Annotated in this window: 15 protein-coding genes; 14 read left to right on the top strand and 1 reads right to left on the bottom strand. The window is 46.9% G+C overall.

Annotated elements, in window-relative coordinates:
- Positions 1 to 143: 143 nt before the first annotated feature.
- From H3001_RS11950 to H3001_RS11895, 12 genes are all read left to right on the top strand, one after another.
- On the top strand, positions 144 to 1,622 hold the full coding sequence (locus H3001_RS11950; protein WP_181215033.1) for a DUF3868 domain-containing protein: 1,479 nt from the start codon (positions 144 to 146) through the stop codon (positions 1,620 to 1,622).
- A 52-nt stretch (positions 1,623 to 1,674) separates the two neighbouring features.
- Positions 1,675 to 2,775 carry a hypothetical protein gene (locus H3001_RS11945; protein WP_181215032.1) on the top strand — a complete coding sequence of 367 codons (1,101 nt, stop codon included), beginning with the start codon at positions 1,675 to 1,677 and terminating at the stop codon, positions 2,773 to 2,775.
- Between the two features lie 160 nt (positions 2,776 to 2,935).
- Positions 2,936 to 3,883, top strand: a complete 948-nt coding sequence (locus tag H3001_RS11940) for a FimB/Mfa2 family fimbrial subunit (protein WP_181215031.1) — start codon at positions 2,936 to 2,938, stop codon at positions 3,881 to 3,883.
- 12 nt (positions 3,884 to 3,895) lie between these two features.
- On the top strand, positions 3,896 to 5,341 hold the full coding sequence (locus H3001_RS11935) for a hypothetical protein (protein ID WP_181215030.1): 1,446 nt from the start codon (positions 3,896 to 3,898) through the stop codon (positions 5,339 to 5,341).
- The gene (fimD, locus tag H3001_RS11930) at positions 5,310 to 7,481 is read left to right on the top strand and encodes a fimbrial tip adhesin FimD (protein ID WP_449578844.1); all 2,172 of its coding nucleotides are present in this window, start codon (positions 5,310 to 5,312) and stop codon (positions 7,479 to 7,481) included. The genes H3001_RS11935 and fimD overlap by 32 nt, the downstream gene beginning before the upstream one ends.
- An 8-nt stretch (positions 7,482 to 7,489) precedes the next feature.
- Positions 7,490 to 10,420 (top strand): hypothetical protein, encoded by a 2,931-nt coding sequence (locus H3001_RS11925; protein WP_181215028.1) that lies wholly within the window; start codon positions 7,490 to 7,492, stop codon positions 10,418 to 10,420.
- Between the two features lie 8 nt (positions 10,421 to 10,428).
- Positions 10,429 to 11,373 (top strand): DUF5106 domain-containing protein, encoded by a 945-nt coding sequence (locus tag H3001_RS11920; RefSeq protein WP_181215027.1) that lies wholly within the window; start codon positions 10,429 to 10,431, stop codon positions 11,371 to 11,373.
- 310 nt (positions 11,374 to 11,683) lie between these two features.
- Positions 11,684 to 12,493 (top strand): diaminopimelate epimerase, encoded by an 810-nt coding sequence (gene dapF, locus H3001_RS11915; protein ID WP_181215026.1) that lies wholly within the window; start codon positions 11,684 to 11,686, stop codon positions 12,491 to 12,493.
- A gap of 54 nt (positions 12,494 to 12,547) precedes the next feature.
- Complete coding sequence (locus tag H3001_RS11910) at positions 12,548 to 13,780, top strand: LL-diaminopimelate aminotransferase (RefSeq protein ID WP_178243558.1); 1,233 nt, start codon at positions 12,548 to 12,550, stop codon at positions 13,778 to 13,780.
- Between the two features lie 91 nt (positions 13,781 to 13,871).
- A complete protein-coding gene (locus H3001_RS11905; protein WP_181215025.1) occupies positions 13,872 to 16,061 on the top strand; it encodes a glutamine synthetase III family protein in 2,190 nt (729 codons plus the stop codon).
- 176 nt (positions 16,062 to 16,237) lie between these two features.
- A complete protein-coding gene (locus H3001_RS11900) occupies positions 16,238 to 16,837 on the top strand; it encodes a hypothetical protein (protein WP_246368574.1) in 600 nt (199 codons plus the stop codon).
- Positions 16,838 to 16,875: 38 nt separating this feature from the next.
- Positions 16,876 to 17,349: a DUF456 domain-containing protein gene (locus H3001_RS11895; protein ID WP_178243568.1), complete on the top strand. Its 474-nt coding sequence runs from the start codon at positions 16,876 to 16,878 to the stop codon at positions 17,347 to 17,349.
- Positions 17,350 to 17,369: 20 nt separating this feature from the next.
- Here the strand turns inward: H3001_RS11895 and recD2 are convergent, their stop codons facing one another.
- Positions 17,370 to 19,493, bottom strand: a complete 2,124-nt coding sequence (recD2, locus tag H3001_RS11890) for an SF1B family DNA helicase RecD2 (protein ID WP_181215024.1) — start codon at positions 19,491 to 19,493, stop codon at positions 17,370 to 17,372.
- A 568-nt stretch (positions 19,494 to 20,061) separates the two neighbouring features.
- Here recD2 and H3001_RS11885 point away from each other — a divergent pair.
- Together H3001_RS11885 and H3001_RS11880 are read left to right on the top strand one after the other, a co-directional pair.
- Entirely contained in the window at positions 20,062 to 21,321 is a 1,260-nt protein-coding gene (locus H3001_RS11885; RefSeq protein ID WP_178243554.1) for an MFS transporter, read from the top strand.
- Between the two features lie 94 nt (positions 21,322 to 21,415).
- Positions 21,416 to 22,876 (top strand): DUF4836 family protein, encoded by a 1,461-nt coding sequence (locus H3001_RS11880; protein ID WP_181215023.1) that lies wholly within the window; start codon positions 21,416 to 21,418, stop codon positions 22,874 to 22,876.
- Positions 22,877 to 22,923 lie beyond the last annotated feature (47 nt).

The following is a 22,923-nucleotide window of genomic DNA, read 5'->3' as shown; positions in this document are numbered from 1 at the left end:
AGCTATCGCAATTTGGCCCAGCCCCTAAGGTAACTGATTCAAATATGCGACAAGCATTTTTTGAAAACAAATATTGTAAATCAAATAATTAACGAGTCTTTTTACAATTATTAAGAGACACTAGTGATAAAAAATAATAGTTTATGAATAAAATCATTCTAGCGGTCGCTTTGCTGCTGACTGTATCCGGACACGTGGCAGGACAAACATCTTATCTTTCAGAAATAGGTATTGAGAAAAAACTGTTGTATAAGACCAGTGATAAAATGGCGGCATTGAGCTTTTATTTCGATATCACAAACCTGAAGTTGCATGCGCAGCATTCGCTTATGCTGTATCCGGTACTGGTATCGGACGATGGGAGCGGTGAACAGGCATTTCCGCCTGTATTGATCAACGGAAGTACGCGAAACAAGGTGGCTGAACGCGAAAAACGCCTGGACAAGAAAAGGAAAGGAGAGGACTGCAAGGCGTATCCTGTATATGTAGTCGGGAAAAAAAACGGGAAACTGATAGCTTATACAGCGAGTGTTCCTTTCAGAAAATGGATGATAGGTAGCGAATTGCAGCTGAGGGCGCGGGTAAAGGGCTGTGCCGGATGTGAGGAAGGTGATGAAGTTCGCTACGAGGGAATGGTGTTTCCTCCGAAAAAGACTGATTTTGTGCTTTCACTGTATGTCGAACCCGAAAAGGAAATTGTAAAGCGAAGGTCGGAGAACAGAGAGGCCAGATTGCAGTTCAGGCAAGGAAGCTATGTGATATATCCCGAAATGGCCAATAATGCGGAAGAATTAAATAAGGTAAAAGAATCACTCATGATGGTAAATGGGAATGCTGATCTTACTGTCAGAGGGATTTATGTGACGGGCTTTGCTTCGCCCGAAGGATCTGTTTCTTCCAATATGCTGCTTTCGGAGAACAGGGCAAAGGCATTGATGGCGTATATCAGAAAAGAATTTCCCGGTGTAGACAGAAGTCTGTGTCATATTGAGTGGCAGGGAGAAGACTGGGTACTGTTCCGAAAAAAAATAGCGGAGTCGCAACAACTCACAGAAAGTGAAAGAGAGAAAATACTGGAGATAACGGACAATTGTACGACAGATAGGGATGTGTGTGAAATGAGACTCCGTGCAACAATCTCTCCGAAAACATATCATTATGTACTGAATGAACTGTATCCGCAGATCAGACGAAATGAGTATAGAGTGGAGTATGACGTAAGGCATTTTGATATCAGCGAGGGGCGGAAAATTATTCGGGAAAGACCGGACCTGATGAGCGTATATGAAATCCATCAAGTAGCAGAAAGCTATGAGAAAGATACAGATGGTTATATTGAGTGTATGCTGATGGGGGCAAAAGCCTATCCCGATGATGTGATTATGCTGCAAAATACGGCTTTGGCATTGATCAGAACTGGAGCTTATGCAAAGGCTGTAGACATTTTGGATAAGGCTCCGGAAAATCCCGAACTGCTGAACCTGCTGGGGGTGGCGTATGCCAGAACCGCAAAACAGGAAAAGGCACTAGATGTATTAAGAAAAGCGATGGAAAAAGGATGTACTAATGGAAAGAGAAATTATGAAATGCTGAAGGAGTATATGGAATATATTTCTGAGTGATAATATAGTGTAGTGTTTATTTATTAATTAACAATTTAAAAGAAAGAAAAGTATGAAAATTTTGAGAGGTTTAACCCTTGCTATTGCTAGTGTAGGATTGTTTGCTTGTAACAACAACGAAGCACCCGAAGGTAATAATCTTGGAGGAAACGGGGTAGTAGAAGTGAAAATCGTTTCACCCAGTGTGTCTTCGCGTGCATTGGTAAATGCAACGGAAGGAAGTAATAATGATAAGATTACAGTAACGGGAACCATTACTGTAAAATTGACGTATGATAATGGAAGTACAAAACAGGAAACTATTTCAGCAGATGGACGTTCGCATACTGTAAAGTTTTGGGATGTGAAAAACCCGACAAAGGTTGAGGCTTATGTAAATGGTGGAGAACAAGTATCAAGTTCGACTGCAATACATGAATCTAATCCTAATATGCAGGCTATGCCGGCAAGCATTCCGGCTTATGGTTCAACAACTGAGATAACTTTGGCCGGAAGAACAGAAACGAATACTGGAAAAACATATGAAATGTATCAGGCTGCTGTAAACATGAAGATTCCGGTTGCACGTCTGGAAGTTTCCGGTATCAAGCATGTAGAAACAGTTGCTTCTGGTTCTCGGCAGGGAACTTCCAAATTCAGCGCATTGACAATTGATGGTATCTATCTGGACAAACTTTACGCTACTAAAGGAGCAAAGGATGTTACTGATTATAAATATCCTCAAGTTTCTGAAGGAAGTGGAACATCGATTCCAGCTCCGGTCCTTTGGGATGCAATTACATCTCCTAATGACTTCTTGGCTTCAGGTGCTGTTTGGCCGGTAAATCCTTCATCTGATGGAGCTAAGAAAGCCTATGCCTTTAACTTCTATCCGGGAGATAAAATGCCGATTCTGAAGATTTATTTTGCTACTGCAACAGCCTCTGACGACTCTAATCCGGTATCACAGCCCCGTTATGCAGTGATTAAATCATATAATAGTCAGGAAAATTTCTCTTTTGAAGCAGGAAAAATATACCGAATTACGGATGTGAGCCTTAAGGATTCCAATATTATTGGTGATGAAGAAGGTAATGCACTGTATGGTGTAGACGTGACGGTTACTGAAGCCCAATGGACAGTGGTAGACATGACTGCAGAGTGGGTGGAGTAAAACTGTGGCAGAGGTGAAATTCCTTTGCGAATATTAAACTATCAATGTGAATCGCCCTTTTTGACTGGTCGGAAATACCAGTGCCTATCATGCGTTCAGGATCAGTTGAATCGGGCGATTTTTATAAGTGCATTTTATTTTGCTATTTTAAAGTAAAATCATGATTATTCGTAATATTAAAGAGTCTCTCCTGTTTTTCCTTTCTCTGTTTGCGATAACGGGTTGTATTAGGGAGAGGCTGGATGACTGTAACAATATTTCCCTTTGCTTCACGTACTTTGCCGATGGTAATGAAAATGTATTCGGTAAATACATAGACAAGGTGAATCTTTATGTATTTGATGAAGGCGGGACTTTAATAAGAGACTTTGTATATTTCCGGACCAATCCCGATGATTTTCATCTGTTCCCTTCGTTCAGACTCTCTCCCGGTACGTATGAGGTAGTGGCGCTAGGCAATGCTTTCGAGCATACAGGGGTGGCGATGGGAGTGCATAGGAGCAGATCAAAGGATGCTTTTATCTATAGCCCCAATTGGAAAAAATCAGTTCCGGTAGAAAATTATGACCGTAATTATTTAGGCAGGAAAACGGTGGTGATTCCATCGGGAAATCATGTTATAACGAATGATACAGTAGTTTTTTACAGTTCTCATATTAATGTGGAAATTGAAATTACAGGACTTCCTGTTTCCGAAACCGGAAGAGGAGGGATAAGTTCTCCCATTTCAATCAGGCTGGAAAATGTAAATGTACAGACGACCTTGGATAATAAGGTAGTTGAAGGAAACAGAGGTATGTTGTTTCCGAAGTTGAAGTATGACACCGATGAAAGAAAGTACAAGACACATAATTTGGCCTGTTTCAGAATGGACAGGGACGGAGTGCTTATGCCTGAGTTGTGCCGGCACGAACTGGTTGTTTCCGATGGAGATGGTGAGGAGCTGGAAAGAGTCAATATATACGAGTTTATACTTGCCCATTCTGACTATATAGATGTTACCAGGCAGGAGGCGTTATTGCCTATTGAAGTAAAGTTTTGGGAAACAGACATTGAAGTGCGCCTGCCAGCTTGGTATATAGAAGATTTAAATCCGGATTGGGAATAATGCAGACTGAAGATGAAAAAAAGAAACTATCTATTTATAATATTGTTTCAACTGTACCTGTTTGTCCTTTTTCATTCTTGTGTAGCTGAAAAGGAAGATGCCTTGGATAAGGCCAATGTGGCAATGACATTTTCCGCAAGATCACTGGCGGGTGGAAGTGGATTGGTAGAAACTGCGTTGAAGAATGAGCGGCTCCATACATTAAGAGTTATTGTAGCCAGGACGGATGGGAAAATTGTGTACAATCAGTTTTACGACAATGTATCCGGAGACAGTAAGACTATTCTGTTCAGGGAACTTTCTGTCAGTCCCCTGGGAGAGGATTTCGAATTTTATGCAATTGGAAATGAGAATGCTTTTTTGCGGGATAGCGGTCAGAGTCTTGATGGCAAGTCGATTAATCTACGGGAACTGAAGCGGCGAATGTTGCAGCAGGATTTCAATTCTCCTGCATTATCGTTGTTGCCTCAGAGCGGATACACGAAAATACGGGTTGTTCCTGGAGAGAACCGGACTGAGACAATGCACTTGGGATTTCCTGTTGGAAAATTTGTAGTAAGGCTGAACAACGAAACTGTTTCCGATGTGACTCTGGAGGACCTGAAGATTGTTTCGGCAGCTCCTGCAGAGGGTTTTCTGTTTCCGGATCCGGACCACAGGAAAGCCGGTATGGCAAAATTCCCCGATAAAGACATTCTTTTTGGCAATGCCGGAAACCTGGTTGTCCCTTTAGGTGCTCGCGTGGATGCTGCCCGGACAGTCCGTTATGTATATCCCGGAAAAAAGAGCCAGGGAAGCTATAAATTGTCTGCCAGGTGGAACGGAAAGCTGTATGAAACACTTCTTACCTCACCGGAATCTCCATTGGGTATTTCCTCCGTAAACGGAGGATATCAGTATAATATAGGCATTACGCTCACCAATACCTTCAGTGTGTCGATGGAGGTAGAACCCTGGAGACTGGATGAAACGGTCGTAGACTATACTTCCGGATTTAACGGAGTGCTTTCCCCGGGGCTGAGTGTAAACAGTGTGAAGGTGGTAGGGAAGGATACGGATTCTCCGGCTGTAGCCGTTGCTACTTCCAGAGACGGAAAAGAGAGGGCGGCTATATTTTCATTCAAAATGCTTGCTCCGTTAGGGGCAAGATGGAGTGTACACCTGGAGAATACTGCAGATTTTGCGCTTAAAGGGGTGACCGATGGTCTCGGGGCAAAAAACGCTATCCCCGTGGAGTTTAAAGTGGTACCTAAAAGAGGGTATAATGCGGCTTCACCTCAGCATATTAAATTATTTATAGCAGTTGAAGAAGCCTGGGGAGGCGGACCTCCAACTCCTCAAGTTATTAATCCCCGGACTGCAGGAGAAGGTATGTTCCCCGGAACGGAAACGGAGATATTCATACGACAGGTTAGCGAGACTATATATGATCAGTTGTCGGATGTCATTGAACCTTAATAATATAAGCTACATGGTGAAATACAATAGATACTTGAATATGTTGCTTCTATTGACAGAAGTGATGTTTGTTTCCTGCTCATCGGAGTTGACATCGGAAAGGCCCGAAAATGTATCTCAGGTGCTTTCTGTTGAGGTCAACGTATCTCGGGCAGACGGAATGTCGGATGAGGCGGATGGAGTCGGACAGAGTGAGACAAGGATAAAGAACATACAGATACTGATATTCAACTCAGAGGGTAATAGAACTCCTTCCGGTTACTTCCATTATGATGAAATGGAAGGAAACCGGAAAGTACGATTGGCTGCCGGCGACTGGAAACGTAACAGAGAACTCTTTGATAGAGGACCTGATGCGGCTTATTCGGTTTATGCAATAGCTAATCACCATCAGGGTAGCAGGACGCTGGAGAATGTTCGTACGGTAGATGAACTGAGACAAGCTGTAGATACAGATCTGGAAATTTGGAAGAGTGAAGGAGCACTTGTGGAGCGTGAAACCTATTCCGGAAAGATTTTCTGTATGTCGGGGGTGAAGAACGGTTTCGTTCCTTCGATAAATGCGGCAACGGCAGAACTGAAAATCTCGATGCGTAGAGTGGCAGCAAAGGTAGAAGTGAATGTATCTTTTGACAATCGTTTTGGAGATGGCTTTCAACCCGAGGGATTCTTTTTCGGCTTAAGAAACTATGCTTCCAAAGGTTTGCTTTATGAGGAAGACGGCACTGAGTATCTGGACAGGGGAATTTCCGGCAATGGAGGTGAATACAGAATGGCAAGCGCTTTGTCACAGAACCTTAATGCCCGGACGGCACGGATGATATTATATACTTATCCAGCCGACTGGACGGAGGATGTAACGAATGAGACCTACGTACTGCTGAATATTCCGGGAAGGTATAAGGAGAGACCGAACTCTTTGAACAGTGTCTATAAGGCAGGAAACTATTATAAAATACCGATAAGGGCAGGAGGAAATGTGGCTTTCAGCCTGACGCGGAATACAGCTTACCGCATCAATGTGACGATTGACCGATTCGGGCAGGTCCAGCCGGAAATACCTGTTGAACTGAGTGGAAAGATAGTGGCTGTACCCTGGCAGGAAACAATGGTGACGGTGGACAATGAGCCAGTGACATATCTGGAAATTCTGAAGGATGAAATCATAATGAAAGGAGTGGCTGAATCGGACAAGCAGTATTTTACTTCTTCCACTCCGGTGACTGTCCGGATTGAGGAAGTCTATTTTTTTGATAAGTTCGGTATCAGGCAGGTCATTCCACAACGAGAATATGCATCGTATGGCATCCGGGTAGTTCCTCAGGGACAGGAGACAGGGTATGTGCACGTACATTCGGATATTCCGCTCAATAACGGAATCAGATACATTAAAGTGCGTCTGGAAAACGGACAGGGAAAGAGCAAGGGATTTCTAGTAAAACAATATCCGCTTGAATACATCGTAACGGTCCCTGGATGGTATTCTTTCCGGACAGACTTTGTCCATAACGGGAGTTATCTCAACTGGGAATCTCCCAATTTAATTTCATCGTGGGAAGTGCTGAAGACGAATAATGCTATTTTTTTCTCCAAGGTATATACACAGAATAAAATTGTAAAATATAGTTATTATAACGATTCTTATTATTGGAGGAAATACATCATGGAGCCGGAAAGAGGACAGAATCATAATATGTATTTTGTACGGATTACTAAAACTTCCAATAAATATGAACTGGCAGTTCCGGCTATAGATAGTGAAGGGTATACAGATAATTCTGAAGAAAACAACCGTCTGGTTTCTCCTGCCTTCATGATAGCCTCCCAACTTGGAACAGTTTCTCCAACAGACTTTTATACGGCAAGAAAGCACTGTGAAGAATATGCCGAAAAATCGTTGGCAGGAGAACTTTATACAGACTGGCGGCTGCCTACCGAGGCGGAACTGGCTATCATTGACAAATATCAGAATACTCCGGGTTCAGTAATAGACATTGTGCTGGGAGGAAAACAGTACTGGGCGGCTTCCGGCAATCGTTTTGTAACGGAAAATGGAGATTATCCGCAGGTTTATAATGCATATATCCGCTGTATACGTACAGTAAAGCCAAATGAAGTGATTACGAATGAAAATGATTAGGTAATAATATGATACGTTGTTGTTTATATATACTGGTAATGTCGTTTACGGTGTTCTCTTGCACTGTTGACAAGGAATGGAAGGACTCGGCTGTACATAATGAAATGTTTGACAAAGATGGAAATGTAATGCTTCATTTTATGATGCATACCTCTGATATGCCGGAGGTTAATACCCGTGCAGTTGATCCTGACGGGTATGGAATTGGTTCGCTGTGGCTGTTTTGCTTTGATGAAGGCAGGCATTATGTGGGGCGTGTCCGGGCTTCAGTGAATATGACGGAACAGACTGAAAACGCTTTACGAGGCAGCTTTAGGGCGAAAGTTTCCGGCAGTGTGCGGTACCTTCATTTTATAGCCAATGCAAATGTGGCGGATTTTGATGATGCCCGTAATTTGGGAAGACTGGATACTGAAATTATACCCGAACTGACGTCCACATCCGGATTGCTTGTGTATTGGGGATTCAGGAAGTTTGCTGACCGTAATGAACTTGCTGCTTTTGCTTCGGGAAAGGGAACTGAAGTTTCTTTGTTACGGAATCAGGCAAGGATAAGGTATAGAAGGACTTCCGCTGCCGGGAACCTGAGTATCAAAGGAATGGCAATACTGAATCAGTATGCTGTCGGTACTGTGGCTCCTTTAAGGAGAAACCGGGATGAACTTTTTGAGTTTGGGAGTGCTTCGGAGATAGAGAGGCCTACTCTTTGTGCGGATGAAGACAAAGTAGCGGCTGTTCCTCCTTCTGACGTAATGCGGTGGGGAAGCGAACGTACGGGATTTTTTGTCTTTGAACATGAAAATACTTTTGATAATCAGATGTTTCTGATATTCAGAATAAGTACTTCCGGGGGCGAAAGGCAGGATGGTGAATGGACTGCAAAAGACAGATACTATAAAATTGTAATTATTGACCGTCAGGGAAACCATATGCCTATATTGAGGAATCACGATTATGTCATACAATTTAACGGACTTCCGGAAATGGGAGGATATGCTACGTTTAAAGAGGCTGTGAACGGTACGGCTTCCAATAATGTGTGGGTGTCTATCGAACAGTCAGTACCGTTTATTTCTGATGGGAGGAGTACATTGTCTGTAATAGGAGAAACCACTCAGATTATTACAGAGAAATCTCTCGGTTCCGACGGTACTTACCAGATAGGGTATACATGGTATGATGCCACCTCTTCAAGACAGATTTCACCGGAGGTTACCTGGATACAGAATACCGGGATAGCCGATACGGAAATTGTCAACCGTTTTGAACCGGGAACTTCCGGACAGCACGGTAGAGGAAGGATAATTATCAGACCGAGGGGAATCGGGGCTCCCCAGCAGGGGCTGTTGCAGATAAAAGCCGGAAAATTCATACGGACCGTGAAACTGATTTCATTGGCAAATTTCTCTTTTGTGCCGGTATGGACTTCTTCCGGAATGCCTGAACGAGCAGGAGAGACTGTTACTCTCTTTTTTACGGTTCCGGATGACTATCCGAAAGAACTTTTGCCTCTGGACGTAAAGATTGCCTGTAACTTGTTTAGTGACAACGGAACCAACGTAGATATGAAAGGGGAGAATGCTTTTTTGGATGTGCTGGTGGAGGAGTGCAATTTTGAGGTGAACGAAGGTAGCAGGAAAGTGACATATAAGAGGGACTGGCCTCATAAATATGTGTATAGTGTGAACCGGACGGGTTTGCACAAAGTGAACTTCAAGACCTTGGTCAATGATTATACGCCAAGAAGCGGGGAAGAATCGCGTATTGAGTTCTTTCTTGAGGCAGAGGCTTTTGCTACTGTCCGCAGTCTGGTCCGAATGAACAGTGATGATACAGGTTATAGGCTGGAGTTGGGAGTCGGAGAAAAAAGTGGAATCCGATGGGTGTTGCCGGAGGATGATGGTATAGTGGAATTGTCGCCTGTAGCAGATAGAAATTATCATTTTCATTTCAGGTTACGGGATGGGAACAGACTGATACGGCCTAACCCCGGAGAGGTGTTCAGGGTGTATATGGATGTTTCCCGAATTTGTCCGCTTCCTGGAGTTTCGGCATTGGGCTCTGAGCCGTTATTTGATAGGGATAAAGGGTATTATTATCTTTATACGGTACCTGCCGCACTGCCTCGTGATTATGAGCAGCGCGGTATCGCAATACCCGTAAAAACCTTACGCCCTGATTATAATACGTACTTAAGGGTGGCTTCGATGTTGGAGGAAAATGGAACGCCTTCTGGCAATTCCCGGGCCTACCGTTCTGCTGTAATGTATGTGAAATCACATCAGCCTTATCATCTAGGCTTTTCTATGGAAGGGAATTCTGGGAGTACATCGGTCATGGATATCGGTTACGGTCCACAGGTTCCTGTACGATTGAATGTGGAAATTCCACAGGAGGTGCTGGATGAGAGCCCGGAGGGAGTTGACTGTTTGATACGGACGAGCCACCTGGTACCGTCCGGAAATGAGACGAAACTGAATAAAACGGATGGCGGATATTGGTTCAGGACAAGGAAACGGCGGGAAACGTTCCGTATGGAAACCAATGCGGTGGCTTCATCGGAAATACTTGTATTATCGGGATACGGACAGAAAATATTGTTCGATGAGGCAAGGGTGGAAATCAGAAACCGGAGGATATCGGGTAGACTCCGTTTGCCTGGTGGGGAGAGCTTTGACCGTATGACTCCGTTTATATCACTGGAGAGAAATGACGGTACACGGATCGGAGTATTGGAGGTGATGGTGGAATCCGGAGGTAATGAAGCGGCTTTTACAGTTGATTTGAGGACTGAATATAAGTTGAATATGAATGAGCAGATATATATCAGATACGTCCCTTTGACGGCGGGCGACCGTAGGGTATTCAGAAAAGATACGAGTCTGAAATTGTTGCAGGATTTTCCTCTGACGGTTATCGAACTGGAAAAAGTAAAGTGAATTTAGATATGTTTCGTTTTTTTTATGTCATAGTGATTACGGCACTTATGCCTTCGTGCACGTATGTGCCCAAAGAGAACCAGAAAAAAGGAATAGAGGATGCGGCAAGCACTCCGGACAGAATGGTTGCTGTATTTCCCTATCCTGAAATCCCTTCGGTGATGGAGACCCCGGAGGAAAGATCGGATTTTTTATTGTCTCATTATTGGGATAAGTTTGATTTTTCTAATGAGGCCATAGTGGATGGAAGAGGAGCTGAACAGGGATTTGTGGATTTTGTATACCTCATCGGATATACGGAGAGAGGTAAAGAACGTATACGGGGGTATATGAAGCATTTTTGCTTACTGATGCGCAGAAACAGTCATGCGGTATACAGGTTTTATCAACTTGCCGAGGATTATCTTTATAATCCAAATTCGGGATATGCAGATGAAAAAATATATGGGATATATTTAGAGGAACTGTATAAAGTGCTTTCGGGAAATCCGGATATGAGGGTACGGATTGATGAACGTTTGAACCTTATAAATCGGAATACCTGCGGAACCAAAGCTTACGATTTTTTCTTTCTGACATTTGAAGGAGAAAAAAAATCGCTATATAACTACGTACCGCGAGAAAAACGGATCTTGCTTTTGTTTTATGATCCCGATTGCCGGGGATGCAAAGAGTTAATCGGAAGGATGAGTGAAAATGATTGCCTGGAACAATCGGTAAAAAAAGGAGAGTTAGAGGTTTTGGCTGTCTGTACCGGTGAGGATGAAGGGAGATGGAAAGAGTCTGTATCGGAAATGCCAATCTGGTGGAAGGTGGTATGGGATATAACTGGGGTGGGAGCAAACGGAATCTATGATCTAAAAGCGTTGCCTGCCTTGTATTTGCTTGCAGAAGACAAGATTGTTCTGATGAAGGATGTGTCATTTGATAAATTGATGACTAATGTGGATTGATGATGTGTGCAGACCGGTAAATTTAATATTCGATAATTTGTTGTAGTTTGACCGGATTACTGGTTGTCAAAAATGGTATTTCAAAAATTCATTAAGATGAATGCTAAGGATGTAAAAGTAATAAGTCGCAATAAAATCAGGTGTATTTATTTTATATTGTAATTAAAATGTTTATTATTGTGATAGAATAACAGATTCTGCATTTGAGTTTTTTAAAAGGTCATCTGTTTTGATTCTATGTTTTCTAATTGATATATATTTGCAGCGAAGAAAAGAAAAAAGAAATATAATAACGTAAATATATATCAATATGTCATGTATTATATTTTCAAAGATGCATGGTTTAGGTAATGATTATATCTATGTGAACACCATGCTTTATCCTATAGACAACCCGGAGCAGCGTTCGGTGGAATGGAGCCGTTCCCATATCGGAATCGGCAGTGACGGTCTGGTACTGATCGGAAAATCGGATGTGGCGGATTTCAGCATGAGGATATTCAATGCGGACGGTTCGGAGGCCATGATGTGTGGCAATGCTTCCCGGTGCATTGGAAAATATTTGTATGAAGAGGGACTGACGGACAAGACGGTGATTGCGTTGGAAACGTTGTCCGGAATCAAAAAGCTTTATCTGCACCTGGCGGAGGACGGAACCGTAGCCTCGGTGACCGTAGATATGGGAATTCCCGGAAGGGTCGGTGAAGTGATCCTGGGCGAGGGCTATGGATTTGGCAGTGGAGTGGAAGTATCGATGGGCAACCCGCATCTGGTGATTTTTGTCGATGAGGTGATGAAAGTGGATGTGGCAGCCTGGGGAGCCAGACTGGAGCATCATCCGTTGTTTCCCGACCGGGTAAATGTGGAGTTTGCTCAGGTATTGCCCGACGGAAACCTGCGGATGAGGGTGTGGGAAAGAGGTTCCGGACTGACGGAAGCCTGTGGCACCGGAGCCTGCGCGACGGCTGTGGCAGCCCGGTTTACGGGGCGGACCGCAGACAAGGTGGCGGTGGTGATGGATGGAGGTACGCTGTGTGTGGAATGCAACCCGGACAACCGGCATGTGTACATGACGGGAACGGCTACCCGGGTGTTTGAGGGAGAAATCAGAGTTTCCTGAGCGAGTCAGGATAACGGTTAGGATTAGTTAACAGGTAAATAAACAAAAAGGTATATGGCACTGGTAAATGAACATTTCTTGAAACTTCCCGGAAGTTATCTGTTTTCGGATATTGCAAAAAAAGTCAATTCGTTTAAGGTTACGCACCCTAAGGACGATGTGATTCGTTTGGGAATCGGCGACGTGACACGTCCCTTGCCTCAGGCATGCATCGAGGCCATGCATCGGGCGGTGCAGGAGATGGCAGATGAGGCAACGTTTCACGGTTATGGACCGGAACAGGGGTATGATTTTCTCATCGATGCCATTCTGAAAAATGACTATGAACCCCGGGGCGTACATCTTTCCCGTTCGGAAATATTCATCAGTGACGGGGCCAAGAGCGATACGGGGAATATCGGAGAGCTTCTGAGATGGGATAATAGCATGGGAATCACTGATCCGGTGTATCCGGTATATGCGGACAGCAATATCATGTGTGGACGTGCGGGTGTGCTGGAGGAGAACGGAAGGTGGAGCAACATCACGTATCTGCCCTGCAACGAGCAGAACGGGTTTATTCCTTCGGTTCCGGAATCGCGCATCGACTTGCTTTATCTGTGTTACCCCAACAATCCGACGGGGGTGACGCTTACTCATGAGCAGCTGAAGGCGTGGGTGGACTATGCGCTGGACAACGATACGCTGATTGTGTTCGATGCGGCTTATGAGGCTTTTATCACTGAAGAGAACGTGCCTCATTCCATCTATGAAATCAAAGGAGCCAAGAAGTGTGCCATCGAGATACGGAGCTATTCCAAGACAGCGGGATTTACGGGACTCCGCTGCGGCTATACGGTGGTTCCCAAGGAACTGACGGCGGCTACGTTCAGTGGTGACAGGGTAGCGCTGAACAAGTTGTGGCACCGCAGGCAGTGCACCAAGTTCAATGGCACGAGCTACATTACCCAGCGGGCTGCCGAGGCTATCTATACGCCGGAAGGGAAAAAACAGGTAAGGGAGAATATTGATTATTACATGCGGAATGCGGCCCTGATCCGGGAGGGACTGCAGCAGGCGGGACTGAAGGTGTATGGAGGGGTGAATGCTCCGTATATCTGGCTCAAGACGCCGGAAGGAATGGGTTCATGGCATTTCTTCGAACAGATGCTGTACGAGGCGCATGTGGTAGGTACTCCGGGCGTCGGCTTCGGGCCCAGCGGAGAGGGGTACATGCGGCTTACCGCCTTTGGAACGTATGAGGATTGTGTGGAGGCGGTGGCACGCATCCGGAAATGGCTGGAATAACCGGCCTTTTGAAAGACAAATTGCTGCATTAGATAATTGGATAACAGGTATTGGTTTTTTTAAGGTAAACAAGAATTAAATAGATTTAATTATGTCAGAACTGAGATTTAGAGTGGTGGAAACGGCTTTCAGAAAACGGCCGGCCCACGTGGAGATTCCTTCCGAACGTCCTTCTGAATATTTTGCAAGGTATGTGTTCAATAAGGAAAAGATGTTTAAGTATCTTCCGGGGGGAGTTTATGCCAAACTGGTGGATGTCATTGAAAACAATGTTCCCTTGGATTCCGGTATTGCCGACGAGGTGGCTGCCGGCATGAAGCGGTGGGCCGTGGAGATGGGAGCTACCCATTATACTCACTGGTTTCATCCGCTGACGGAAGGAACGGCGGAAAAGCACGATGCGTTTGTGGAGCCCGACGGCAAAGGGGGAATGATTGAGGAATTTACCGGAAAGCTGCTGGTACAGCAGGAGCCCGATGCGTCCAGTTTCCCGAACGGGGGTATCCGCAACACGTTCGAAACCCGCGGATATTCGGCATGGGACCCTTCTTCTCCGGCATTTATCGTGGATGACACTCTGTGTATTCCGACAGTGTTCATTGCGTATACGGGGGAGTCGCTCGACTACAAGGCGCCTTTGCTGAAAGCGCTCCGGGCTGTCAACAAGGCGGCTACGGATGTGTGTCATTATTTTTATCCGGAGGTGAAGAAGGTTGTGGCTTATCTGGGATGGGAACAGGAGTATTTTCTGGTCGATGAGGGATTGTATGCGGCGCGGCCGGACTTGCTGATGACGGGCAGGACGCTGACCGGACACGACTCCGCAAAGAACCAGCAGCTGGAAGATCATTATTTTGGAGCGATTCCTCCCCGGGTAGGGGCCTTCATGAAGGACCTGGAAATCGAGGCGCTGAAGTTGGGTATTCCTGTCAAGACGCGCCATAATGAAGTGGCTCCCAATCAGTTCGAACTGGCGCCGGTATTCGAGGAGTGTAATCTGGCGGTGGATCATAATATGCTGATCATGGCGCTGATGCGGAAGATTGCGCGCAATCACGGATTCCGGGTACTGCTGCACGAAAAGCCGTTCAAGGGAATCAACGGAAGCGGCAAGCACAACAACTGGTCGCTGGGAACGGATACCGGGGTATTGCTGATGGCTCCTGGAAAGACGTCGGAAGAGAATCTTTGTTTCATTGTCTTTATCGTCAATACGCTGATGGCCGTCTATCGCCACAACGGATTGCTGAAGGCCAGTATCTCCAGTGCCACGAATGCGCATCGTCTGGGAGCCAATGAGGCACCTCCTGCCATTATTTCTTCTTTCCTGGGAACACAGGTGTCGCAGATGCTTAACCTGATTGAGGAGAGTGAGAAGGATGAACTGGTGAGCATGGACGGCAAGCATGGAATGAAGCTGGATATTCCTCAGATACCGGAACTGCTGATTGACAATACCGACCGCAACCGTACGAGTCCGTTTGCCTTTACGGGCAATCGGTTTGAGTTCCGTGCGGTGGGCTCGGAGGCCAACTGTGCCAGTGCGATGATTGCCCTTAATACGGCGGTGGCCGAACAGCTGGCTGAGTTTAAGGTGGAGGTAGATGCGCTGATGGAAAAAGGGGAGGAGCGGGTTTCTGCCCTTCTGGAAGTGGTACGGCGCTATTTGAAGATCTGCAAGCCGATCCGTTTCGACGGTAACGGTTACAGCGAGGAATGGAAGGCGGAGGCTGCACGTCGCGGACTGGATTGTGAGACGAGTGTACCGCTGATTTTCGACAATTACCTGAGCAAGGCCAGCGTGGAGATGTTCGAGAGAATGGCGGTCATGACGCGTAAGGAACTGGAGGCGCGCAATGAGGTGAAATGGGAGACTTACACCAAGAAGATTCAGATTGAGTCGAGGGTGCTGGGCGACCTGGTGATGAATCACATTATCCCGGTAGCGACTGAATATCAGTCTAAGTTGCTGGATAATGTATGGAAGATGCAAGCGCTCTTCACGGCCGGAAAGGCTTCCGAACTCTCTGCCAAGGACCTGGAACTGATTGAGGAGATTGCCCATCATACGGCCTTTGTCAAGGAGCATGTGGATAAGATGGTAGAGGCACGGAAAGAGGCGAACCGGGTGGCTTGCGAGCGTGAGAAGGCCATTGCTTATCACGACCGGATTGTACCCATGATGGAAGAGATCAGGTATCATATTGATAAACTGGAACTGGTGGTGGACGATCAGATGTGGACGTTGCCCAAATATCGTGAACTGTTGTTTATCAGATAATATTCAGCTGGGTTTGCTGATGGGGAAGGCGGTGAGGGAAAGCGGTTGTTGAATCGTAGGGGACGGAGGGAGGGATTTTGAAAAGATTTTTCTATTTTTGCGGGCGGGAAGGTTTCCTGCCCGCATTTCGTATGATGAGCAGGGAACCGGAGACTAAAATTCGGTTGAATACAAAAATGGAAAAAAGAATGAACGAACAGGCGTATTTGGAGCGTTTCGAAAATAAGATGCAGCAGGACTTGCTGCGTTTGTGTACTACTTATCATATGCTGGACGGGGTATGGTTGTCGAGCGAGGACATCAACGAGCATTGGTTGAAACTGGCACCGGAGTATCTGGCCGATGCCGTGGGACAGGTCAGTGAATATCCGACCGTATCGGTGGCATGGGCGGCTTATCTGGGACTGGCGATGGCGTATGGATGGGACATGAACTGGGAGGTGTTCTCACGGGCGGAATACCGTTTCTTCTATGGCAGCCGGGGATTCGACGATATGGATGAGCACATTGTGCGGGATATCCTGGGTATTTCGCTCGACAGTGAAGAGGCGGCAGCTCTGGAGGAAATGATCCGCCGTTGTGCGCAGACGGCAGTCGACCTGATTCGCCGTGAACAGATTGAGCCTCAGAGCCCGATGGCGTATTATGCGTTTTCCAGAGCTTGCTGGGTGATGTACGGGGTAGGGGCTGCCCTCGGCCTCAAAAAGTTGGGATACAAACTGGAAAAACTCGACCTGTCGGACAGCAATACGGGAAACAAGACGTTGCTCAACTGAGCCATGGAATGAATGTGGAATGATGGAATGAAGTGGCTATGGATATTCTGCTGATTGTATTGGGGGCTGTCTGTATGTTGCTCGGACTGTTGGGATGTGTGCTTCCGGCCCTTCCCGGTCCCCCGGTTTCGTATGTAGGACTCTTGTTGTTGCACTGTACCGACCGTATCCAGTTTTCGCTGACGGAAATGCTGGTCCTGCTGCTACTGGTGATTGTGGCCCAGGTTCTGGATTATTTTATTCCCATATTGGGGAGTAAGTACAGCGGCGGTACCCGATGGGGCAGCTGGGGAGCCTTTGTGGGCTCGGTTGTCGGACTCTTCTTCCTGCCGGCCGGGTTGTTCCTCGGACCTTTTCTGGGGGCTGTAGCAGGAGAACTGCTGGGAGCGGCCGACCTGTCGAGGGCACTGAAGTCGGGCATCGGGGCACTGGCCGGTTTCCTGCTGGGAACCGTTCTGAAACTTTCCCTGTGCATGTATTTTGTGATACTGTGGTTCCGGGAGGTATGCTGACCTGCCGGAACCGGAAGCTGTCATTTCTCTGACAGCCTTTCCTTGAGGCGGGTGTTCCGCTTGTCGACTGTCTGGTTCCGTACGGCATAGGCCAGTGCCTTGCCGGTACCGATCAGGATACAGACTTTCTTGGCACGGGTGATGCCGGTATAAATCAGGTTGCGCTGCAGCATGACATAGTGTGTCATCAGTACGGGCATGATGACAATGGGGTATTCGGAACCCTGTGACTTGTGGATGGTAGTGGCATAGGCCAGTACAATCTCGTCGAGTTCCGAGGCTTCGTATTCCACCCGTTTCCCGTCGTAATCCACCCATAACGTACGGTTTTCTACTTCCACGCTTTCAATAAAACCGATATCTCCGTTGAATACTTCTTTATCGTAATTGTTCTTGACCTGCATCACACGGTCGCCTTTGCGGAATACGTATCCGCTGCGGCTGAGGCTTTCGCCTCCGGGATTCAGTGCCTGCTGCAATGCCAGGTTCAGGCTGTTGGCGCCTACCGTTCCGCGCTGCATGGGGGTAAGGACTTGGATGTGGCTGACTTTCTCTTTGTATGCCTGAGGGAGCCGTTTCTGTACCAGCGTAACGATGGTGCTTACGGTCTTTTCCGGGTCTTCTTCCTGCATGAAAAAGAAATCTGTCTCTTTTCCGTTGGAGATGTCCGGAAAGATACCCTGGTTGATCCGGTGGGCATTCATGACGATGCGTGAACTCTGTGCCTGGCGGAAGATGCGTGTCAGGCGGGTGACGGGGACTTCTCCGCTGTCGATGATGTCACGCAGGACGTTGCCGGCTCCTACGCTCGGCAACTGGTCGATGTCTCCTACGAGAATCAGCCGCATGTGTACCGGCAGGGCCTTCATGAGGGAGTACATCAGCAGGATGTCAATCATGGACGATTCGTCGACAATCAGTACGTCGCCCTCCAGTGGGTTGTCTTCGTTGCGCTGGTATCCCTGGTCGGGCTTGAATTCCAGCAGGCGGTGGATGGTCTTGGCTTCCATGCCCGTCGCTTCGCTCATCCGCTTGGCGGCACGGCCGGTGGGGGCAGCCAGCAGAATGCGCAGGCCACAGGCTTTCAGGGCGGCAATGATGCCCTGCGTCGTAGTGGTCTTTCCGGTTCCGGGCCCTCCGGTGAGCACCATGACCTTGGAGGCTACAGCCTGCTGGATGGCTGCTGCCTGAATGGAGTCGTATTCCACGCCGGTCTGGAAGGAAATACGGGCAATGTCGACAGAAGTCTGCTTCAGTGCATCACTGCCATGCAACAGTTGTCGCAGCCGTTGGGCGGTTCCGCTTTCCGCATAATAGAACGGAGGCAGGTAAATGGCCTCTTCTTCCTGGATGATGTCTTTGTCGGCAATCATCTGGCTCAGTACACTCCGGATGGCTTCTTCCTGCGTATCGAGGAGCTGGACAGCCGTAGCCAGGAGCTGTTCGAGTACCGCATATACATGTCCGCTGTCGGCCAGTTGCCCCAGGGTATAGAGCACACCGCTGCGGCACCTGCGGCTGTCTTCGTTGGTATAGCCCATCTTCCGGGCAATGGAATCGGCCGTCTTGAATCCGATTCCCCAGATGTCATCGGCCAGGCAGTAGGGATTCTCACGGACCTTTTCGATGCTTTCATTGCCGTAGGTACGGTAAATCTTGGCCGCATAGGACGTGCTGACCCCATAGCTTTGGAGAAAGAGCATGACATTCCGGATTTCCTTCTGTTTTTCCCAGCTCTCCCGGATGAGGCGGATGCGCTTCTCGCCGATGCCTCCTACTTCCTGCAGGCGCTCCGTCTCTTTTTCGATGATGTGTATCGTGTCCAGACCGAACTGCGCCACAATCCGTTTGGCAAATACCGGTCCGATGCCCTTGATGAGTCCGCTTCCCAGGTATTTTTCCATGCCGTATGCGGTTGCGGGGAGGGTTTCTTCCCAACTATCGGCAACAAACTGGCTGCCATAGCGCTTGTCTACCTTCCAGTTGCCGGTGACCTGCAGGATACTTCCGGCACATACATCCAGCAGATTGCCTACCAGAGTGACCAGTTCGCTGTATCCTTTGACCTTTACTTTCAGGATGGAGTATCCGTTCTCGGGATTCTGATACGTGATGCGTTCTACGATGCAGTTGATTTTAATCATGGCGGTTCGGTGTGTAAGAATTCCAAATTGCAAAATTATATATTCTTCGTGAATTTTAGTCTCCTGGGCCCTTTTTCTGCCATCCGGCTGTAGGCTCTGGAGTGATGAAAGGAGGACCGGAAGCTTTTTTGGGCGGATAATGCCCCTAAAAATCGCCCTTAATGATTAATAAAAGTTAAAACCAATCAAATTTCTGGTTGTTTTATATGTTACATAACATAAAAGCATTACCTTTGCACTGTGTTTTTCATGGTATTAGATTTAAGGTTAATGAAGATTGGGAGTCTGGGAAGATTCCCTTTTTTTATTTTATCTGTTTACCTCCCGTTTTTCTTCTCGTTTTTTCTCGTTTCTACTCTTTTTTTGACTTTATTTTGACTTTGTTGCTTTCTCCGGGAGTTGATTGAACCCGATGGGGGCTTCCGTTTTTCTTCTCCAGAGAAACCGGCCGGCCTGGAAAAACCGGATTTCCTTCTTCGTTTCTGAAAAAAAGAACTTGTCCGTTATTTTGAATTTCAGAATATTCATTATATTTGTTTTTCAAATTTTATCACAAAAATGAAAAACTATGAATATTAAACACCGACTGATTGTCATGAATTTCCTCCAGTTTGCAGTATGGGGGGCTTATTTAACTTCAATGGGAACCTATCTGGCTGGAATTGGTTTGGGAAGCCATATCGGTTTGTTTTATGCGATGCAGGGAATTGTCTCGCTGTTTATGCCAGCCATTATGGGTATTATAGCCGACCGGTGGATTCCGGCGCAGCGATTATTGGGATTAAGTCATTTGCTGGCGGCCGTGTTCATGCTGGGAGTGGGTTTCCATGGAATGCAAGGAGGGGATCAGGTGTCGTATCCGGTATTGTTCACACTGTATTCACTCAGCGTGGCTTTTTATATGCCGACACTGGCCTTGTCCAACTCTGTAGCCTATACGGCTCTCGATCAGTCGGGACTGGATACCATCAAGGCTTTTCCGCCGATACGTACTTTTGGAACCATCGGATTTATCTGTTCCATGTGGCTGGTGGATTTGTTGGGCTTCCAGCATAATTACATGCAGTTCTTTGCCTGTGCGGCATGGGGAATCCTGCTGGCACTGTATGCGAATACCTTGCCGAAATGTCCGACCAGCAGAGGGGCGGAAGGCAAGAAATCGCTGGTGGAGGCTTTGGGACTCCGGGCTTTCTTGCTGTTTAAGCAGAAGAAGATGGCGCTTTTCTTCATCTTTTCCATGTTGCTGGGAGTTTCTCTTCAGATTACCAACGGCTTTGCCAATCCTTTCATTACCAGTTTCGGGGCGATTCCGGAATATGCGGATACCTTCGGTGTGCAGCATGCCAATCTGCTGATTTCTCTTTCTCAGATCAGTGAGACCTGCTGTATTCTGCTGATTCCTTATTTCCTGGGCCGTTTCGGTATCAAGCGGGTGATGCTGATTGCCATGGGAGCCTGGGTGCTCCGTTTCGGTCTGTTCGGACTGGGAAATCCGGGTAGCGGGGTATGGATGTTCATCCTTTCGATGCTGGTGTACGGAGTGGCGTTCGACTTCTTCAATGTGTCAGGGTCTCTGTTTGTCGACAAGGAAACCGACTTGAGCATCCGTTCGAGCGCGCAGGGATTGTTCATCATCATGACGAACGGTATCGGAGCTACGGTGGGTACTTTGTGCGCACAGGCGGTGGTCAACCGTTTTGTGGATTTCAGCAGTACCGAGCCTCAGGTGGAAGGATGGAGTTCTGCCTGGTTTGTGTTTGCCGGTTATGCATTGATCGTGGCTATCGTCTTTGCCATGGTCTTCAGATACAAGCATGTTCGCTCGTAATTACGGACGGACCGCGACCTTTGTAGGAAGAGCCCGATGCGGGGCTCTTTTTTATTAATACGGATAAACGTATGTTTTTTCTAAAATAATGCTTATGAAAACAAAATTTTTAAATGCAATGGTATGGGTCACTGCATTGTTCTTTGCAGCGTGCTCCAGTAAGGGTGATTACACTTGTGCGATACCTTCGGATGCGGCTTTGGTTGCTTCTGCAGACGTACAGCAACTGGTGGAGAAGAGTGGAATTACGGGAGAGGAAGGCAAGGTGCTGACCGACCAGCTTATGAAATCGGTAAGAAGTGACGTGAGTGAACAGGAGGCGGCAATGATTGAGAAGATCCTTGCTGATCCGGCTGAAAGCGGACTTGATCTCCGTGAGAAAGTGTATGCCTTCATGGTATCGGACATGGAGTATGCGGCAGTGCTGGCTGCGGTAGACAACCGTGACAAGGTAACGGAAATGGTGAATATGCTGGCCGGACACGAGGTCTGTGAGCCGGTTGCGGAAGAGGCTGACTATAGTTATACGACGGTAGACCGCAAGTCGCTGCTGGCGTACAATGAGACTGCCTTTCTGCTGCTGAACGGAGGTAGCAAATTCGATACTGAAGAACTGAAGGCTAAGGCTGCTGCCTTGCTGGCCAATGAGAAGGCCAACAGCTTTATCAGTACTGACAAGTTTGATAAGATGCAGAAGGCCAAAGGGGATATTGCACTGAGTTTTTCATTGGACTGCCTGCCCAGGGAAGAATTGAAACTGCTGCAGATGAATATGCCGCAGGGAGTAGACCCCAAGGATGTGACTGCGGTTTCAGCCTTGCACTTCGAAAAGGGAAAGGTGCTGCTGGATGTGGAAACCTTGTACAATCCGGAAATCAAAGACATGATTGCCCAGCAGGAAAAAGTCTATGGAGACAAGTTGAAGGGTAAATTCCTGGAAAAATTCCCGAAAGAATCGATGACTTACCTTGCTTGCAGTGTGAACGGGGAGGAAGCCTATAAGGTAATCATGCAGAATGAAATGGTCAAGAGAGAACTGCGTAATGCCAGACTGCCGTTCGACCTGGAGAAAGTACTGAAATCTTTGAATGGAGAAATGGCTTTCGCCATGGCTGCCGGCAAGTCGATGATTCCGCAGTTCGGAATTTATGCCGAAGTTGCCAATGATGACATCTTGAAGGAAATGAATCCGTTCAAGCAGATGCTGGCTGCTGCCGGTATGGAATATGGAGTGAAAGACGATGTCTTTTATGTTTCCAATATCAAGGAAGGTTCACTGGAATCGACTTTGGACGACTGTGACTGGGCCGGTGATTCAAAGGGTAAGCTGACTTACTTTGTGTCAGATTTCCAGGCAGTTGCCGACTTTGTGCGTCTGGGTATGAATCCTTCTCAGGCTGCTTCACTGAATATGGTGGCCAATACGCTGAAGGTATTTACCGGATACAGTGAAGACGTAACTCATTTCCATGCCGCACTGACGATGGTGGATACGAAGACCAATTCACTGAAACAGTTTGTGGACATTGCAAAGAAAATGAATGCGGCGAACTAAGTGGTTTTGCTGAAAAAACAGTACCTTTGTGCATATTGTGTTGAATC

This window comes from Phocaeicola faecicola (assembly GCF_013618865.1).
GTDB classification, from domain to species: domain Bacteria; phylum Bacteroidota; class Bacteroidia; order Bacteroidales; family Bacteroidaceae; genus Phocaeicola; species Phocaeicola faecicola.
Note: the sequence above shows the minus strand (reverse complement) of the source record. Positions and strands in the feature narration are given on the sequence as shown.

Bases quoted from the DNA above. Each gene is read 5' to 3' on its own strand.
- H3001_RS11950 (WP_181215033.1), top strand. From the start codon at position 144: ATGAATAAAATCATTCTAGCGGTCGCTTTGCTGCTGACTGTATCCGGA.
- H3001_RS11945 (WP_181215032.1), top strand. From the start codon at position 1,675: ATGAAAATTTTGAGAGGTTTAACCCTTGCTATTGCTAGTGTAGGATTG.
- H3001_RS11940 (WP_181215031.1), top strand. From the start codon at position 2,936: ATGATTATTCGTAATATTAAAGAGTCTCTCCTGTTTTTCCTTTCTCTG.
- H3001_RS11935 (WP_181215030.1), top strand. From the start codon at position 3,896: ATGAAAAAAAGAAACTATCTATTTATAATATTGTTTCAACTGTACCTG.
- fimD (WP_449578844.1), top strand. From the start codon at position 5,310: ATGATCAGTTGTCGGATGTCATTGAACCTTAATAATATAAGCTACATG.
- H3001_RS11925 (WP_181215028.1), top strand. From the start codon at position 7,490: ATGATACGTTGTTGTTTATATATACTGGTAATGTCGTTTACGGTGTTC.
- H3001_RS11920 (WP_181215027.1), top strand. From the start codon at position 10,429: ATGTTTCGTTTTTTTTATGTCATAGTGATTACGGCACTTATGCCTTCG.
- dapF (WP_181215026.1), top strand. From the start codon at position 11,684: ATGTCATGTATTATATTTTCAAAGATGCATGGTTTAGGTAATGATTAT.
- H3001_RS11910 (WP_178243558.1), top strand. From the start codon at position 12,548: ATGGCACTGGTAAATGAACATTTCTTGAAACTTCCCGGAAGTTATCTG.
- H3001_RS11905 (WP_181215025.1), top strand. From the start codon at position 13,872: ATGTCAGAACTGAGATTTAGAGTGGTGGAAACGGCTTTCAGAAAACGG.
- H3001_RS11900 (WP_246368574.1), top strand. From the start codon at position 16,238: ATGGAAAAAAGAATGAACGAACAGGCGTATTTGGAGCGTTTCGAAAAT.
- H3001_RS11895 (WP_178243568.1), top strand. From the start codon at position 16,876: ATGGATATTCTGCTGATTGTATTGGGGGCTGTCTGTATGTTGCTCGGA.
- recD2 (WP_181215024.1), bottom strand. From the start codon at position 19,493: ATGATTAAAATCAACTGCATCGTAGAACGCATCACGTATCAGAATCCC.
- H3001_RS11885 (WP_178243554.1), top strand. From the start codon at position 20,062: ATGAATATTAAACACCGACTGATTGTCATGAATTTCCTCCAGTTTGCA.
- H3001_RS11880 (WP_181215023.1), top strand. From the start codon at position 21,416: ATGAAAACAAAATTTTTAAATGCAATGGTATGGGTCACTGCATTGTTC.